This window comes from Kitasatospora sp. NPDC048662 (assembly GCF_055587065.1).
This window is the reverse complement of the sequence record NZ_JBVJHA010000003.1, coordinates 289,656-304,630: the sequence shown is the minus strand read 5'-3', so window position 1 is coordinate 304,630 and position 14,975 is coordinate 289,656. Positions and strand designations below refer to the sequence as shown.

14 protein-coding genes are annotated in these 14,975 nt (G+C 75.3%); 3 read left to right on the top strand and 11 right to left on the bottom strand.

Annotated elements, in window-relative coordinates; all coding sequences use genetic code 11:
- Window positions 1-49 precede the first annotated feature (49 nt).
- Both ACZ6R9_RS11965 and ACZ6R9_RS11960 read left to right on the top strand, forming a co-directional pair.
- Complete coding sequence (locus ACZ6R9_RS11965) at window positions 50-589, top strand: DUF4240 domain-containing protein (protein WP_465538077.1); 540 nt, start codon at window positions 50-52, stop codon at window positions 587-589.
- A 44-nt stretch (window positions 590-633) separates the two neighbouring features.
- Complete coding sequence (locus ACZ6R9_RS11960) at window positions 634-1,719, top strand: hypothetical protein (protein ID WP_465538076.1); 1,086 nt, start codon at window positions 634-636, stop codon at window positions 1,717-1,719.
- A 7-nt stretch (window positions 1,720-1,726) separates the two neighbouring features.
- Here ACZ6R9_RS11960 and ACZ6R9_RS11955 read toward each other — a convergent pair whose 3' ends face one another.
- Entirely contained in the window at window positions 1,727-2,533 is an 807-nt protein-coding gene (locus tag ACZ6R9_RS11955) for a nucleotidyltransferase domain-containing protein (RefSeq protein WP_465538075.1), read from the bottom strand.
- Between the two features lie 237 nt (window positions 2,534-2,770).
- On the opposite strand from ACZ6R9_RS11955, the gene ACZ6R9_RS11950 reads away from it, so the two are divergent.
- On the top strand, window positions 2,771-3,253 hold the full coding sequence (locus ACZ6R9_RS11950; protein ID WP_380483923.1) for a VOC family protein: 483 nt from the start codon (window positions 2,771-2,773) through the stop codon (window positions 3,251-3,253).
- A gap of 149 nt (window positions 3,254-3,402) precedes the next feature.
- On the opposite strand, the gene ACZ6R9_RS11945 is transcribed toward ACZ6R9_RS11950, so the two are convergent.
- The 10 genes from ACZ6R9_RS11945 to ACZ6R9_RS11900 form a co-directional block, all read right to left on the bottom strand.
- Window positions 3,403-7,791 carry a BTAD domain-containing putative transcriptional regulator gene (locus ACZ6R9_RS11945; protein ID WP_465538074.1) on the bottom strand — a complete coding sequence of 1,463 codons (4,389 nt, stop codon included), beginning with the start codon at window positions 7,789-7,791 and terminating at the stop codon, window positions 3,403-3,405.
- Window positions 7,791-8,186 carry a hypothetical protein gene (locus ACZ6R9_RS11940; RefSeq protein ID WP_380483918.1) on the bottom strand — a complete coding sequence of 132 codons (396 nt, stop codon included), beginning with the start codon at window positions 8,184-8,186 and terminating at the stop codon, window positions 7,791-7,793. Before ACZ6R9_RS11940 ends, ACZ6R9_RS11945 begins: the two co-directional genes overlap by 1 nt.
- Window positions 8,187-8,256: 70 nt before the next feature.
- The gene (locus tag ACZ6R9_RS11935) at window positions 8,257-8,679 is read right to left on the bottom strand and encodes a TadE/TadG family type IV pilus assembly protein (protein WP_380483916.1); all 423 of its coding nucleotides are present in this window, start codon (window positions 8,677-8,679) and stop codon (window positions 8,257-8,259) included.
- A gap of 11 nt (window positions 8,680-8,690) precedes the next feature.
- On the bottom strand, window positions 8,691-9,137 hold the full coding sequence (locus tag ACZ6R9_RS11930) for a TadE family protein (RefSeq protein ID WP_465538073.1): 447 nt from the start codon (window positions 9,135-9,137) through the stop codon (window positions 8,691-8,693).
- Window positions 9,134-9,403 (bottom strand): hypothetical protein, encoded by a 270-nt coding sequence (locus ACZ6R9_RS11925; RefSeq protein ID WP_035868447.1) that lies wholly within the window; start codon window positions 9,401-9,403, stop codon window positions 9,134-9,136. Before ACZ6R9_RS11925 ends, ACZ6R9_RS11930 begins: the two co-directional genes overlap by 4 nt.
- A gap of 43 nt (window positions 9,404-9,446) precedes the next feature.
- On the bottom strand, window positions 9,447-10,334 hold the full coding sequence (locus ACZ6R9_RS11920; RefSeq protein ID WP_465538072.1) for a hypothetical protein: 888 nt from the start codon (window positions 10,332-10,334) through the stop codon (window positions 9,447-9,449).
- The gene (locus ACZ6R9_RS11915; protein ID WP_465538071.1) at window positions 10,331-11,308 is read right to left on the bottom strand and encodes a type II secretion system F family protein; all 978 of its coding nucleotides are present in this window, start codon (window positions 11,306-11,308) and stop codon (window positions 10,331-10,333) included. The genes ACZ6R9_RS11920 and ACZ6R9_RS11915 overlap by 4 nt, the downstream gene beginning before the upstream one ends.
- Window positions 11,308-12,903, bottom strand: coding sequence for a CpaF family protein (locus ACZ6R9_RS11910; protein WP_465538070.1), 1,596 nt, complete (start codon window positions 12,901-12,903; stop codon window positions 11,308-11,310). Before ACZ6R9_RS11910 ends, ACZ6R9_RS11915 begins: the two co-directional genes overlap by 1 nt.
- Complete coding sequence (locus tag ACZ6R9_RS11905; RefSeq protein ID WP_465538069.1) at window positions 12,893-14,278, bottom strand: CpaE-like family protein; 1,386 nt, start codon at window positions 14,276-14,278, stop codon at window positions 12,893-12,895. The genes ACZ6R9_RS11910 and ACZ6R9_RS11905 overlap by 11 nt, the downstream gene beginning before the upstream one ends.
- On the bottom strand, window positions 14,278-14,910 hold the full coding sequence (locus tag ACZ6R9_RS11900) for an SAF domain-containing protein (protein ID WP_465538068.1): 633 nt from the start codon (window positions 14,908-14,910) through the stop codon (window positions 14,278-14,280). The genes ACZ6R9_RS11905 and ACZ6R9_RS11900 overlap by 1 nt, the downstream gene beginning before the upstream one ends.
- Between the last annotated feature and the right edge of the window lie 65 nt (window positions 14,911-14,975).

Below are 14,975 nucleotides of genomic sequence, written 5' to 3'. Positions count from 1 at the left end.
TCAAGGGCCGCCTGCGGTCCTGTCCTCGCGGTGTGCGAGCATGCCGGGCATGGACGTGAACACCTTCTGGGACCTGGTGGAGTCGACCCGGACCACCTCGCCCTGCGACCGCGCCGAGCTGCTGACCGAACGGCTGGCGCAACTGTCGCTGGACGAGGTGCGGGAGTTCCAGCTGCGCCTGGACGAGGTGCGGGCCCCGCTGGACACCGTGGCCACGGTCGCGCTGGCGAAGCTGATCGGGCCGGGCTTCCTCAGCGACGACACCCTGTGGTACTTCCACGCCTGGCTGATCGGCCTCGGCCGGGAGGCCCACCGGCTGGCCGTCCATGACCCGGACGCGCTCGCCGACCTCCCCGAGTTCCGCACCCTGGCCGCCCAGGACGAGCGCTTCGTCCCCGACTGGGAGGAGCTCGACTACTGCGCCGCCGGTGCCTGGGAGGAACTGACGGGCGAGGAGGACGGCCTGGAGGAGGCGCTGCTCGCCGACGGCCACGAGAGCCCGCTGAACGCGGGACCCGTGGGCGAACTCTGGACGGCCGAACAGACCGCGGCCCGCCTGCCGGGGCTCACCGCCCTGTTCGCCCGCTGACGCCCCGTCAACTCCGTCCGACCGTCCGCCTATTGTCAATCCTCGTGACCAATATCGACGATCCCGCGTGGCGCGACAACCCCCGCTTGAACGACTGGCTGACCGCCGGGCGGGAAGCATTCCCCGCCTGGTCCGAACTCACCGGTGGGGGCTGGGACTTCGGAACGGACTCGCTGCCCCGGCTGGAGCGGGCGATCCGGGAGCGCTACCCGGACCGGGAGCAGGCGGCCGCGAACTGGGACGGGCCCTTCCTGACGGCGGCGACGTGGTATCTCGGCGAGGTGCATGTCCGCAACTACGGTGCGCTGTGGCACTGTTCGCCCGAGCCGCGCCCTTTCCTGGGCCGGGAGGTCCATCCGCTCCTTCGACTGCCGCTGGAGGCGCTGGACGATGAGGAGGCCGAAGAGCTGGCCGAGGCGGAGGAGTTGTGCGAGGACGACTTCCCGCTGTGCGGCCCGATCGACGCGGTGATCGCGGCGGCCGGCCCGGATGCGACCGACCGGCTGACGGAGACCCTGGAGGGGTACGCGTTCTGGGAACCGGCCGTCGAACGGGCGCTGGAGCTGGCCCGCACCCGGCCCGCGCAGAATCCGGGCAGCCGGCCCCGGCCCGACGCGCCCGGGGTGCTCGACCCCGGCCGGCCCGGCCAGGACCTCGCGCGCTGGCTGGCGGTGCGCGAGGAGGCGTTCCCGCTGTGGGCGCGGGCCACCGGCCGGGAGGGCGAACTCGACTTCTCCGAACGCTCGTTGGAGGTGCTGGAGGAGGTGCTGCGGCAGCGCGTCCGCGCCCTCGCCCTGGACGACAAGCTGGACGTCATGGAGGCGGTGGAGCGCCACGGACTCGGCCATCTGCCCGACGTCCTCCGCCTGTTCGACGACCCGGTCTTCGACTGCGCGCTCTGGTACCTCGGCGAGACCGGCTGCCGCGCCCGGGGCGCCCGCTGGCTCCCACTGCGCGCGAACCTGGACGTCGCCCCCCTCACCTGGCGCCGGCTGGCGGTGGCCCGGATCGACCGCCGGATCGGCCCGCGACTGGAGCTGACCACCGCCGTGCACCGCTGCCTGCGCGAGCGCACCGACCCGGACGACGGCTACCGGCCACTGCACCACGCACTGTCCGACCTCGGCTGAACTCCCGTCACTCCAGCGCCCGTTCGATCGCGTGCCGGGTGAACAGCCGGGCCTGCTCGGCGCGTTGGGCGCGCCGCTCGGCGGTGAGCGGCAGCGGTGTGCCGTAGCGCCGGGCGACGATGTCCCCGACCAGCTCCGACGGGGCGCCGAGGGACGGGAGTCGGGCGATCGCCTCGCGCTTGGTGACCAGGCGGCTCTCGCGCAGCGCGATGGTGGCGCGGGCGGCGGTGACCGGACCGAAGTCCACCCAGATGTCGCGCTGCCAGGGGGCGGGGCGGGCAGTGACCGGGTACCAGTAGCCGCGCAGGTCGGCGCGGAGGTGGGCGTGCAGCTCCGGATCGCCGACCGGGGGCAGCAGCGCGTCCGGGGCCACGCCCGCCAACCGCAGCCCGCCGTCCAGGAGTTCGCGCCGGGTGACGGGGGTGACCGGCCGGTCCATCGGCTCGCCCTGGGCGAAGGTGAAGTGGTCGGCGGCCGGGTCGGCGAGCGCGTCCTGCGGCAGGTACGTGCAGTGCAGCTTCTCCGCGCCCGGCCGCTCGGCGATCAACTCCTGGTGCAGCACCGACAGTTCGGTGCGCAGCCGGGCGTCCGGCGCGGTCGTCAGGACGGCGATCAGGTCGAGGTCGCTGCGGCCGTGCCGGTAGTCGCCGAGCGCCAGCGAACCGTGCACCCACAGCGCGGTGACGGCGGTGACGGAGCGCAGGCGGGCGGTGAACTCCGCCAGCAGCGGGGCGGCGAGGGCACGTTGGGCCGGGTCGGACGCGGCCTGTTCGGCGGCGGTGGGCAGGGCGGCGACGGGATCCGGAAGCGTCATGGCCCCGACTCTTCCACGCCGCCCACCCGCTCGTCCCGCTCTCCCGCCCCGCGACGCCGGCGTGGCGCTGCACCGGCGCGGCGCACCGCTGGCGCACCGCTGGCGCGGCGCACCGACGCCGTGACGCCGCCGACGCCGTGGCACGCCGCCGCCGTGGCGCGCCGCCCGGGTTCGCCGGGCCTGCGGGGCTAGCGTCGGGCGCACAAGGCCCTGACCAGCGACGAAAGGTGTTCCCCGATGGCGGAGAAGATCAGCACGTTCCTGTGGTTCGACAACCAGGCCGAGCAGGCTGCCGAGTTCTACGTGTCGGTGTTCCGCGATGCCCGGGTGACCGGGGTGAAGCGGTACTCGGAGGCCGGTCCGGGCCCGGCGGGCAGCGTGATGCTGGTGTCGTTCGAACTGTTCGGGCGGGAGTACCGGGCGTTGAACGGCGGGCCGATGTTCACCTTCAACGAGGCGATCTCGCTCCAGGTGGACTGCGACGACCAGGCCGAGGTGGACCGGTACTGGGAGCTGCTGACGGCGAACGGCGGGCAGCCCGGCCAGTGCGGGTGGCTGAAGGACCGCTACGGCCTGTCCTGGCAGATCGTGCCGCGCCGACTGATCGAGCTGCTGGACGACCCCGACCCGCAGCGGGCGCAGCGGACGATGACCGCGATGCTCGACATGACCAAGCTCGACCTCGCCGCCCTGGAGGCCGCGGCCGACGCGGGCCGCTGATCCGACGCAACGGCGGCGGCGCGTCCGAACAGGTGCCGACCAGTCCGACGCCGTGGGACGCAGCACCACGGGCCGCGGGCGCCAAGGACCGTCCCGTCCTTGGCGCCCGTCAACGGCCCGAGCAAAGCCACCCCGCGCCGACCGTCCGCTCAGCCTCCGGTGAGGAGGTCGCGGAGGAGGGCGACGGTGTCGGGGTCGAGGTCGCGGCCGGTGCGGCGGCTCAGCGCGTCCAGGCGGTTGACGGCGCGGACGAGCTGGTCGCGGGCGCCGGCCGAGGCGTACGCGTAGAACAGGTCGCGGTGCAGGAGTTCGACGTCCGGGGCGACGGCGAGGGCGCGGAAGATCGCGGCCTCGGCGGTGCGGTGGTCGCCGTACTGGAGGCGGCGGGCGGCGAGTTCGTGGGCGGTGTCGACGATCGCCGCCAGCATGTCCTGCCGCTCGGTCTCCGCCCAGCCGAACGTCCCGGCCGGGGACTCGGCGAACGGGGCGCCACGGACCAGGGCGAGGGCGTGGGCGAGTGCCGCGTCCGCGGTGGTGGAGGTGGAGCGCATGCCGCGCCGGTACAGGCTGCGGAACTCGTCCCAGTCGCAGCCGACCGTCGGCGCCAGCGTGTACGTCTCGGCGGGCTCGGCGGCCAGGTAGTCGCGACCGTCCGGGGAGGTGCCCAACCAGGCGGCCAGGGCGGCGAGTTTGACCGGCAGCGGTTCGGCGAGCCGCTCCACGGTGGCCTTCGGGTCGAGGTGGGCGGCACCGGGGTGGATGTCCCGGTCGATCACCGAGTGCTCGGAGCCCGGGCGCAGCGCCAGGTACGCGGCGAGCTCGGTCAGCCGGGGACGGCCCGCCGGGTCGATGCTGCCCGCCACCCCGAGGACGTCCACCGGGCCGAGCAGCCGGATCCGCGGCGCGGAGCGCAGGTGGTGCGCCTCCGGGGAGCGCAGGATCGCCAACAGGTCGTCACTGTCGGTCCGGGCGGCGGTGCTTCCGGGCCGCGCGGACGGCCGGGCGGCGGCGCTCGCGGCGTGCGGGCCGGGTGCCTCGGCCTGGTCGTGGATCGGCGCGGGCTCGGGCACGGCCGGTACCACGGCCGGGGCGGGGATCGGCACGGCGGGCGCGGGGGCAGGGGCCGGAGCGGTCTCCACCGGCGGGAGCTCGAAGTACTGCGTGCTGTCCACGACCGGTTCCGTGACAGGTTCCGGGGCGCTCTCCGGCGGCGGCAGCTCGAAGTACTGGGTGCCGTCCGCGACCGGCTCCACCACCGCCTCCGGCTCCACCACCGGTTCCACGGGCGGGAGTTCGGCGGTGTCGGCCGCGTCCGGTTCGGGCTCGACGGGGCTGCCGACCGGGCTGTCGACCGGGCTGCCGACCGAGCCGCCGACGGAGCTGTCCACCGGCGCCGGGTACCCCCCGAGGCGCGGATCGACCACGGTGCCGTGCGGCGGAGTGGTCGCCTTGCGGGCCTGGCCGTTGGCGGCGTGCCGGGGCTCGGCGGGCGCGACGGGGGTGACCGGGGTGACGGCGTACGGGTTGGTGGGCGCGGTGGGGACGAGCCCGGCGAACGGGCTGCTGCCGGTGGGCACGACCCGGGCCAGCAGGCGCGGTCCGGCCGCGTCGCCCTCGGTGGAGGCAGTGGCGGGCTTGGCCAGTGAGAGCGGTGCCGGCGCGTCCCCGGCGTGCTGCTGCGCGCCGCCGGGGCCGCCGAGCAGGGCGATCAGCCGGGCGTCGAGCGAGGTGTCGGCGCGTTCCGGCGCGGCACCGTCCGATTCGAAGCCGAGCGGCCCGGGGTGGGCGGCGATCGCGGCGCCGACGGTGGCCAGCGCGGGGACGGCGGGGAGCGGGATCTCGGCCTCGTCCTCGGGGCCGTTGTGCGGGCCGTCGAGGGTCCAGTCGGGGGCGGGGTGCTGGGTGAAGTCACCGGAGGCGCGGACGAGTTCGCCGAGCTGGTCGTACTGTTCGCGGCTCAGGCGCTGGAGTTCGACGCTCAGGTGCAGGCCCGGCAACGTGGTCTGGCCGGTGGCGGGCAGCGTCCAGCGGGCGACCGGTCCGGCGCCGCGTTCGGGCGCGCGGGTGAGGACGGCCAGGCAGGTGCGCGGGCGGCCGTCGAGCAGGCGGCCGAGCTCGGCGGGGATGCCACCGGCGGGCGGCTGCGCGGAGAGCACGATCTCCGGCACCCAGGCCTCGTCGGCGCTGCCCCGGCTGCGGGCCTCGCGGGGGCTGCCGGCCTCGGCGGCGACCAGGGTGGCGCGGGCCTTGGCGGTGCGCGGGCCGAGGGCGGCGAGCGCGGCCTCCAGGGTGGCGTGGTGGTGCACCCGGTCGGTGGCGGGTCCGGCGGCGGGCAGGTCGGTGGCGATGCCGACCAGGTGCAGGTGGAGGCGGTCGGCGAGCGGGCTGTGGGCGAGTTCGACGGCGAGGGTGCGCAGCACGTCGTCGGCGTCGTCGGGGTGCCCGGAGAGGTGGACCAGGCGGACGGTCTCCAGGTCGGCGAGGACGGTGGAGCCGTCGGGGCTGTTGCCGAGGGTGACCAGCGCCGGGTAGGGGGCGCTGTACTTGGCGGCCTGCCCGGCGGACAGCAACTCGTTGGAGTCGTCGGGGCACCACCACACGTTGGGGGCGTGCGCGGCCCGGAACGGGGCGATCGGCACGGCGGGTGCGGCCAGGTGCAGTTCGACGGTGCCGGCGGTGGTGATCCGGGCGGCGACCAGGGCGGGCAGCCGCTTGTCGCCGCGGACGGTGTTGCGGCCGAGGGTGCGCAGCGCGCGGTTGAGCAGTTCCAGGCCGCTGTCGTTCTGGCGGGCCTTCAGCTCGGCCTCGAAGCGGCCGGCGGGGGCGGACGGCAGGGCGATCCGGTGCCGGGGGCGGCGGGCCCGCTGCTGGTCGGTGCGGCGGCGGGCGACCAGGCTGATCAGCGCGGCGGCCATCAGCACGCCGACGGTGGAGACCGCCAGCGGCACGGTGTAGTCGTCGCCGTGGCGGGCCTGCTGGTCGCGGACGGCCGGCAGGTTGGCGGCAGGCGCGCTGTCCTGCGGCGCGGGCGTCTCGGCACCGGCGGACGGCGCGGGCGTCTCGGCACCGGCGGACGGCGCGGGCGTCTGCTCGGCCGGGCTCTGCGCCGCCGGGCTCTGCGCTGCGGGGTTCTGCGCGGCCGGGCTCTCGGCCACAGGGCTCTGCGCAGCCGGGCTCTCGGCCGCAGGGCTCTGCGCAGCCGGGCTCTGCGCAGCGGGCGCCGACGGCTGGACGACGGGCACCTCGTCGCGCTCGGGCCGCTCGGGCGCGTGGCTGCGCGGCACCGCCGGGGCCTGCGACGCGGGCGGCGGACCGGCCGACGGTTGACCGGCCGACGGCTGACCGGCCGACGGCTGACCGGCGGGCTGCCCCGCCGCAGGCGGCTGCGCGGCCGGAGCCCCGGGCATGCTGAGCACCATCCCGGGCGCCAGCACGTCCGGGTCGGTGAGCTTCTCGCCGTCGGGCGCGGTGACGCCCTTGTTGGCCTCGAACAGCTCGGGCCAGCGGTCCCCGTCGCCCAGCTCCCGCTGCGCGATACCGGACAGCGAGTCCCCGGAGTGCACGGTGACGGTGGCGTGCGCGGGCGCGCTCAGCCCGGGCGGAGTGACGGCGGCACTCTGCGTGCCCCCACCGGCGGTGGCGTTCCCGCCGCCCGCCGTGCCACCCGCCGCGTCGCCGCCACCGTGCCCGCCGCCCGCCGCGTCGGGCTTGGCGTCGGCGGGCATCAGCAGCCGCCAGCCGGGCTGGATCGGCCGGTCGGCGTCGAAGCGGGTGCCGGATTCGTCCATCGGGCGGCCCGCGTTGAGCTTGGCGATCTCGGTCCAGCGTTCGCCGGAGCCGAGTTGGCGTTCGGCGATGGTCCACAGGCTGTCGGCGGGCCGGGTGTCGCGCACCGTGTACGTGGGCTGCTGGGGGTCGGCGGTGGGCGTGGTGGCGGGGGCGGCGGCGGGCAGTGCGGCGAGCGCCGGGGAGGCCGTCAACTGGGCGACGGCGGCGGGGCGTTCGGGGAGTTCGGGGGTGGCGGCGAAGGCCGAGCCGGCCACCGGGAGGAGGGCGAGCACGGAGCCGACCAGGCCGGCGGCGATCCGCTGGCTCCAGCCGAAGGCGGGGATCCGGCGGGCCACCCGGCCGCGCAGCTGGGCGGGGATCTCGATCAGCACGGAGATCAGGAAGCACAGCCAGCCGAGCCAGCCGACGGCGACCAGCAGCCACAGGAACAGGCTGCCGTCGTCGGGGCTGGTGAGGGCCTCCACCAGGCCGCGGCCCAGCGGGTTGCCCATCGCGGCGACGGTGGCGGTGCCGTAGCCGAGCAGGGCGGGCACGCCGATCAGCAGCGCGGCCAGTGCCAGCAGCGAGCCGAGCGCGGCGAGTACCGAGCCGCCGGCGCCGCGCCGCCGGGCGGGGCGCCCGAGCTGCGCGGCGGGGCGCCCGAGCTGCGCGGCGGGGCGCCCGGGCTGCGCGGGCGGGGTGCCGCCGGGGTGCGGTCGCCGCCCCTGGCGGCCCTTGCGGTGCTGGTCGTCGGCTCCGCGCGCGGCCATCAGCCGGTCGTCCCTTCCGTGATGCCGTGCACCAGGGTGGCCTTGCCGTGGCCCTGCACGGGGAGTGTGGTGATGCCGACCAGGCCGAGCAGCGCGGTCGGGTAGTCCGTTTCGACGGTGACGCTGAACGTCTGGAGGTCGTTCGGGTTCGGGAAGCCGATGGCGCCCTTGATGCCGTGGCTGCGCAGGTAGGCGGTGGCGGCCCGTTCGGCGGCGGCCCGGTCGAAGCGGTAGCCCTGGCCGGCCCGCAGCGCGTCGATGTCGAGCTGCTGGCCGCCGGCCCGGGCGGCTTCCTGGGCGAGCGCGTCGGTCCGTTCGACGGCACGCAGCCGGCCGCCGCAGTCGAGTACCAGGCCGACCACGGCCACCAGGCTGACGGCGGTGACGGCGACCATGACCGAAATGCTGCCCCGGTCACGGCAGTTCACGCCTCGTTCGTTCACGGTCCCTCCCCCTGACGTGTGATCAGTTTCCCCGGTAGCGGTCCACCACGGAGGTGAATGTACCGGTGAGCGTCTTGTGGCCGGGCAGGCCGTCCAGTTCCATCAGGTCGCCGAACGCGACGGTGCAGGAAACCCGGACGGTGATGGTGGTGAGCGGTTCGCCGTCGGTGTTCAGGATGCCGTACTCGGGCTCCCCCACGGGCTCGGTCGCGCAACTCACGCCGCGGTCGTCGAGGGCTTGTCTCACCGCGTCCGCGGCGGCCTGCCGGGCGCCCTCGGGGGTGCGGGCCAGCGACGCGGCGCGCGCGCCGGAGCGGGCGGCGGCATCCACGATCGCGCCGGTGCTCTGGACGCGCCCGGCGGCGACCGCCATCAGCGCGAAGGCGAGCACCACGGGCACCACGATGGCGGCCTCGACCGCGAACGACCCCCGGTCGCCTCTCATCCGTCGGCCCGTCACGGCTGCCCCTGCGGAACGAACTTCTCCCGGGGCGCGCTGGCGGTCTTGGTGAGCGTCAGCCGGTCGAAGAACGGCAGCACGGACGCCGGGTGGACGGTGACGGACAGCCGGTACAGCTCGGGGTCGCCGCCGTCGGTGTCGATGCGCTCCAGCCGGGCGAGGTTGCCGAGCCGGTCGGTGAAGTCCTGGGCCCGCCTCGGCCCGTCGTCCGCGCGCGCGCCGTTGACGCGTCCGGCGTCCACGCCCTCCCGGGCGGCGGTCAGCGCGGCCTGGTCGGCGTACCACCAGAGGCCGGCCTGCACCACCAGGAGGATGACGAACAGCACGGCGGGGAAGACGATGGCGAGGCTGATCGCCATCGCTCCCGCGTCGAGCGTGCGTCCGCGGAACTGCCGGGCCGTCAGCGCGGGTCGGGCGACGGACCGGGGCGGGCGGGAGGTCACGGTGCCTGGCCCCCGTCCGGCACGTTCTGCGGGATCTTGTTCTTCACGTTGGTGCCGAGCTGGGTGATCGCGTAGACCACGGCGCCGGCGATGGCGACCAGCACGATGACGGCGAGGGCCAGTTCGATGCTGATCGCGCCGCGGTCACCGGAGGCCCGGGCGGCGCGCAGCTTGACCAGGCGGAACTCGAGGACGGGGCGCAGCAGGTGGACGGGGAACAGCAGCGGCAGCAGAACTGCCGTGGCCAGGGCGCGGATTCGGGTCATGGTGTGTTCTCCGGTGCATGGTGGCGGGGGGTGGTGGTGAGGGTCATTGGACGGTCAGCATCTGGTAGAGCGCGGGGAAGACGATCAGGACCGTCATCAGCAGGGTGAGCGCGGAGCCGGGGGCGACCATCCGTTCGCTGTCGGTGTTGGCCTTGGCGAGTTCCTCGGAGAGCAGTTCGCCGCGCAGGCTCTTGGCGCGGGCCCGCAGGGTGTCGTAGACGGCGGCGCCGTCCACGCCGGAGATCCGCATGATGTCGGCGACGTCCTGGAGCGGGGTGAGGCCCAGTTCCTGGGCGAGGGTGTCGAGTCCGTCCCAGGGCGGGAGCCGGTCGGTGGCGGCGCGTTCCAGGGCGTCGCGGATCCGCCGGAAGACGGTGCCTCGGCCGGCGGCGGCGGCGCGGCGGAGGGCTTCGGCGGGTCCGCAGTCGGCGGCGCGTTCCAGGGCGACGAGTTCCAGGTAGGCGGCGATGCCGTGCAGGTACTCGGTGCGGGCCTCCTTGGCCTCGCCGGACACGATGCCGTCGGGGACGAACCAGAGCAGCGCGCCGAGCAGCGGTCCGACCAGCAGCGGGACGGCGATCGGCAGTCCGTCGCCGATCAGCGCGGCCAGTGCGGCGAACCAGCCGGGCAGGGCGAGGCCGAGGACGGCGAACAGCACCTTGTGTGCCATGAATCGGGCGGGGCTGCGGCCGATCAGTGCGAGTTCCTGCTGGGGGATGCGGATCCCGGGCAGGTGGAGGGTGCGGGTGCCGACCCGGTCGTACCAGGGGTCGGCGGCGTCGTCGGCCGCGTCCCGGCGCGGTTCGGGGGTGCGGTGCAGCCGGTCCAGGGCCTGGCCCAGGTCGGGTGGGGCGGGCCGGAGTTCGGCGAGCAGCAGGGCGAGGCCGCCGGCCGCGGCGGCGCCGGCCAGGACGGCCCAGGGGGAGATCATCGGGCCCCCTTGACCAGCGGGTCGGTGTCGTCGCCGGTGCTCTCGGCGGTGTTCTCCTCGCCGGTGCGCTGTCCGGGCATCCGGCCGGCTTTGGAGCGCCGGTCCTGTTCGAGGATCCGCGGCAGCGGGGTGTAGGAGGCGAGGTTGCGCATCCAGGCGATCACCAGTACGAAGGCCACCGCGACGACGGCGAGGACGAGTTGGCCGATGCCGGTGGTGTAGGGCTGGGTGTAGGTGGAGTTGAAGGAGCCGAGCACGATCACCAGCAGGATGATGCCGACCATCCAGCGGATGGTGGTGCGGTGCTTGGCGCGGTCGGCTTCGATGGTGCGGCGCTGGCGGACTTCCTCGCGCACCGATTCGGCCATGTCGGCGAGGGCGCGGGCCAGGCCGGGGCCGCTGTCGCCGGCCCGCAGCAGCAGTGCGGCGAGCACCTTGTCGGCGGTGGCGTCGGCGAGTTGGTCGGCGAAGGCACGCAGCGCGTCCTCGGGGCGCCAGCGGGCCTGCAAGCGGGCGGCGAGGTCGGTGATCTCGGTCTCCAGGGCGGCGGGTGCGGTGCGGCGGCTGGTCACGATGGCCTGGTTGAGGCCGACGCCGAGCAGCAGGACGTCGGCGAGGCGCTGGGTCCACTCGGCGAGGGCTTCCAGGCGTTCGATCCGGCGGGTGTCGGAGCGGGTGGCGTCGAACAGCCAGGGCAGGCCGAAGACGGCGGCGGGCACCAGCAGGGCGACCAGCGGGATGCCGGTGAACAGCCAGCCGGCCGGGCCGCCGAGCAGGGCCAGTGCGAGCTGGATGCGGCGCAGCCGGGCGACGCCGGGCGAGGCGGTGCCGGGTGCGCCGTACCAGAGGGTGTGCAGCCTTCCTTCCAGCGGGTTGGCCCGCTCCTCGGGGTCGGCCTGCCGTCCGGTCAGTCCGGTGACCAGGGCCACCAGTCCGCCGGCGGTGAGCAGTCCGCACAGCACGTACAGGAGCATCAGCGCATCCCCCCGATCCGCAGGTTCAGCGGCGCGCCCCAGGTCCCGTAGGGGGAGGCGAGCAGTCCCGCGTCGAAGCCGGCCCGGCGCAGGTCGTCCAGGCAGTGCGGCGGGGTGACGGGGACGGCCCGTACCTCGCCGAGTTCCGGGCGCGGCCCGAAGACGGTGTTCATTGCGGGCCGTCCGGACTCGCCGAGGCCGGCCACTTCCAGGACGTGCGAGACGAACCGGTGCCGGCGGCCGCCGACGGCGGTCTCGTCGACCATGGTGACGTGCACGATGAAGTCGATGGCGTTGGCGGTGAGCCGGTACGCCAGGCTGTCGGTCATGTGGGAGCCGTACTCGAGGCAGAGTTCGGCGATCCGGTCGACCACCATGTGCGGGCCGCGGGCGTGCAGGGTGCACATCGAGCCGCCCTCGCCGTTGGTCATCACCCGCAGCATCGGCACCACTTCGCCGGAGCGGACCTCGCCGACGATGATCCGGGAGAGTGTCATCCGCAGTGCGGCGGGGATGAGTTCACCGATCGTCAGCTCTCCGGCGAGGCGGCCGTCCACCCGTTCGCCGTTGCCTTCGCGGGCTTCCATCGGGACGACCTGGCGCAGGTGGCCGAGGGTGTGCAGCCACAGTTCGAACTCGGACTCCAGGGTGCCGATCCGCTCGTCCGGCGGGATCTCGGCGGCCATCGCGCGCAGCAGGCTGGTCTTGCCGACGCCCTGGGTGCCGGTGATCATCACGTTCTTCCGGGCCCGGATGGCGGCGGCCAGGAACGCGGCCAAGGTGGTGTCCACGGTGCCGAGTTGGACCAGGTCGCGGAGGTTGGCGCTGGCCACCCGGTGGCGGCGGATCGCCACGTAGGGGCGCGGGGTGACCTCGGTCATCGCCTGCAGGCGCATGCCGCCCTCCAGGCGCAGCGCGAGCATCGGGCTGGCGGTGGACAGGCTGCGCTCGCCGCCGCCGTGCTGGCGGGCCAGGTCCTGGAGCAGCTCGATCAGTTCCTCGTCGGTGTCGGCGACCGGGGGGACCTGCCGCAGCGGCTGGTGCACCCGGGAGACCCACACGTCGTCGCAGCCGTTGATCAGGATGTTCTCGATCTCCGGGTCGTCCAGGTAGGGCTGGAGCCGCCCGGCGCGGAACAGCAGGTCGTAGACGGCCTCGGCGAGCGCCCGGTCCTGCTCGCGGGTGGGCGGGATGCCGTGGGTCTGCGCGTAGGCGTCGGACCAGCGGGCCACCGCCTCCTCGATCAGGGCCCGTCCGCGCTGGCGCCGGGTGGCCCGGTCGGCCTCGGTGCCGGACGCCTCGTGCAGCCGGGACAGCTGCTGGTGCAGCTCGGCCGCGACCTGCCGCTTCAACTCCCGTGCGACCTGCGGGTCCACGGCGGGCACCGCCCCGGCCGGGGCGAGCGCGGGCACGGCGGCGGGCACGGCCGCCACCGGGCCGGTCGGGGGCACGGGTGCGGCGGGCATCGGCGCGGGGACGGCCGGGGTGGCCCACGGCAGCCCGGCGGCGTTCGGCGAACCGCCGTACACCACCTGCCCGTTGACGGGCTGCCCGACCTGGTGGGGTGGCGGCCCCTGGTAGGGGTTAGCGCGCACGGTGCACCTCCCCCCGCCCGTCCTCGGGCCCGTCGTCCTGCCCGGGGAACGGCGCGGGCGCGGGCGGCTGCGGCACCACGGGCGGCGCGATGTACGGAGCGGTGTAGGAGATCTGCGGCTGGCTCTCCACCCGGATCGGCCATTCCCCGGTGAACTGCCCGCTCCCCTGCGGCCGCTGTGGCTGCACCGGCTGGGGCTGCACGGGTTGCGGCTGGACGGGCGGTGGCTGGACGGGCGGTGGCAGGAACGGCTGGGCCTGGGCCGGGTACTGCTGCTGCGGGTACGGCTGCTGAGCCGGTGGCTGGTGGGCCTGCGGCGGGTACGGCTGGGCCGGGCGTCCGCCCACCGGCCCGGCGGCGAACGGCGGCTGCGTGAACGGCTGCTGCGCGAACGGGGCTGCGGGGGGCGCCGCCTGTGGGGGCGTCATCTGTTGCTGCGTCATCTGCTGCGAGGGTACGGCCTGCTGGTGAACGGGCGGCTGCGGGGCCGGTACCTGGTACGTCAGCGACTGCGGCTGGGGCGGCGGCTGGACGGGCTGCGCCTGCGGCCTCGGGAGCTGCTGCGGCGGAACCTGCTGCTGTCCCTGCGGCCCGAGACGTCGCCGGCGCCCCTCCGCGTGGTGCTGGATCCGGTCGGCGGTGGTCCGCGCGGTGCGCATCAGCTCGGAGCGGATGAACCGCCGGTCGGTGGTGTCGCCGCCGTCGGACAGCACCCGGGCGGTGCGCGGTGCGTGCGTGAGGGTGCCGAGGACGGGCAGCTGGAACTGCCGCGACACCTCGTGGTCGGGGTAGGGGCCTTCGGCGACCAGCAGCAGTCCGAGGCTGTCCGAGCCGGTGCCGTGGGTGTCGAGGTCCTCGCGCAGCGCGGCCAGCCGGGGCCGGGCGGCGGACAGCCCGCGCAGGGTGGTGCGGACGGTCGCGGCGACCACGTCGGCGCGCCGGGCGAGGACCGCCATCGGGCCGTTGGCGCCGGAGCGGCCGAGGTCGAGGATCACGTCGTAGCCCTCGGGTTCGAGCGCGCGCAGCGCCTCCACCAGGGGTTCCCAGGTGTAGGCGAGGCCGGGGGCCTGGGCGGGGTCGGTGAGTCCGGGCAGCAGCAGGCGCTCGCCGGAGCCCTGCGGGGAGACGTCCAGCAGTTGTTCCCACAGGGTCTGGGCGAGCAGTCCGCGCCGGTCGGCGACCGCGAGGTTGCGCAGTCCGTACACCGCCTCGACGCGGCCTTCCAGGGCGCCGGCCAGGATCGCGCCGCCGTCGGGGTCGCACTCGGCGAGCAGCACCCGGCGGCCCGGGCGCAGCGGCCAGGACAGCAGCAGGGCGAGGGCGCTGCTGGTGGCCCCGGGCGCCCCCGGCCCGCCGAGGACGGCCACCACGGTCATCAGGAGCCCCCGGCGTTTCGGGGTGCGAGGATCACCTGGAACTTGCCGCCGGCCACCCAGGAGGCGAGTCGGGGTCCGTCGGCGGGACCGATGGCGACGTCGATGACGGTGGTGCCGTCGGGGTCGGCGCGGCCGACGGCGGAGACGGTGGCGGTCATGGTGTCGGGGGTGCGGGTGCTGCCGTCGGTCTTGGTGCTGTCGGGGGTGTAGACGATCAGGACCTGGAGTCCGGGTTGCAGCCGGGTGGCGGGCAGTTGGGAGCGTTTGGCGGCGACGCCGACGATCTGCTGGCCGGGCTGGGTGGCGGGGTCGCTGGTCAGGTCGGACTTGACCAGCAGGGCGCCGCGCTTGAGGTCGGTGGTGGCGCGCAGTCCGACGGTGCGTGGCAGGTCGCGGGCGTCCAGCGGGTGCAGTGCGGGGTCGCCGGCGATGTGCGCGACCACCAGGTCGTCGTTGCTGATGACCTGGCCCATCGGAACGTCGCGGGCCAGCGCCAGGACGGCGATCCGCTGGCCGCTGCTGTTGTACAGCACCGCGCCGCCCAGGCCGCCGGCCGCGATCAGGGCGGTCGCCATCGCCAGCACGGCGGGCCGGCGGCGGCGGACGCCGAGGCGGCGCGGCGGGGTCGGCATGCTTCGGTTCTCCACCGCTTCGCGGCCTCTCACTCGTGATGGAACGTCAATGCTGGTCCGGCCCG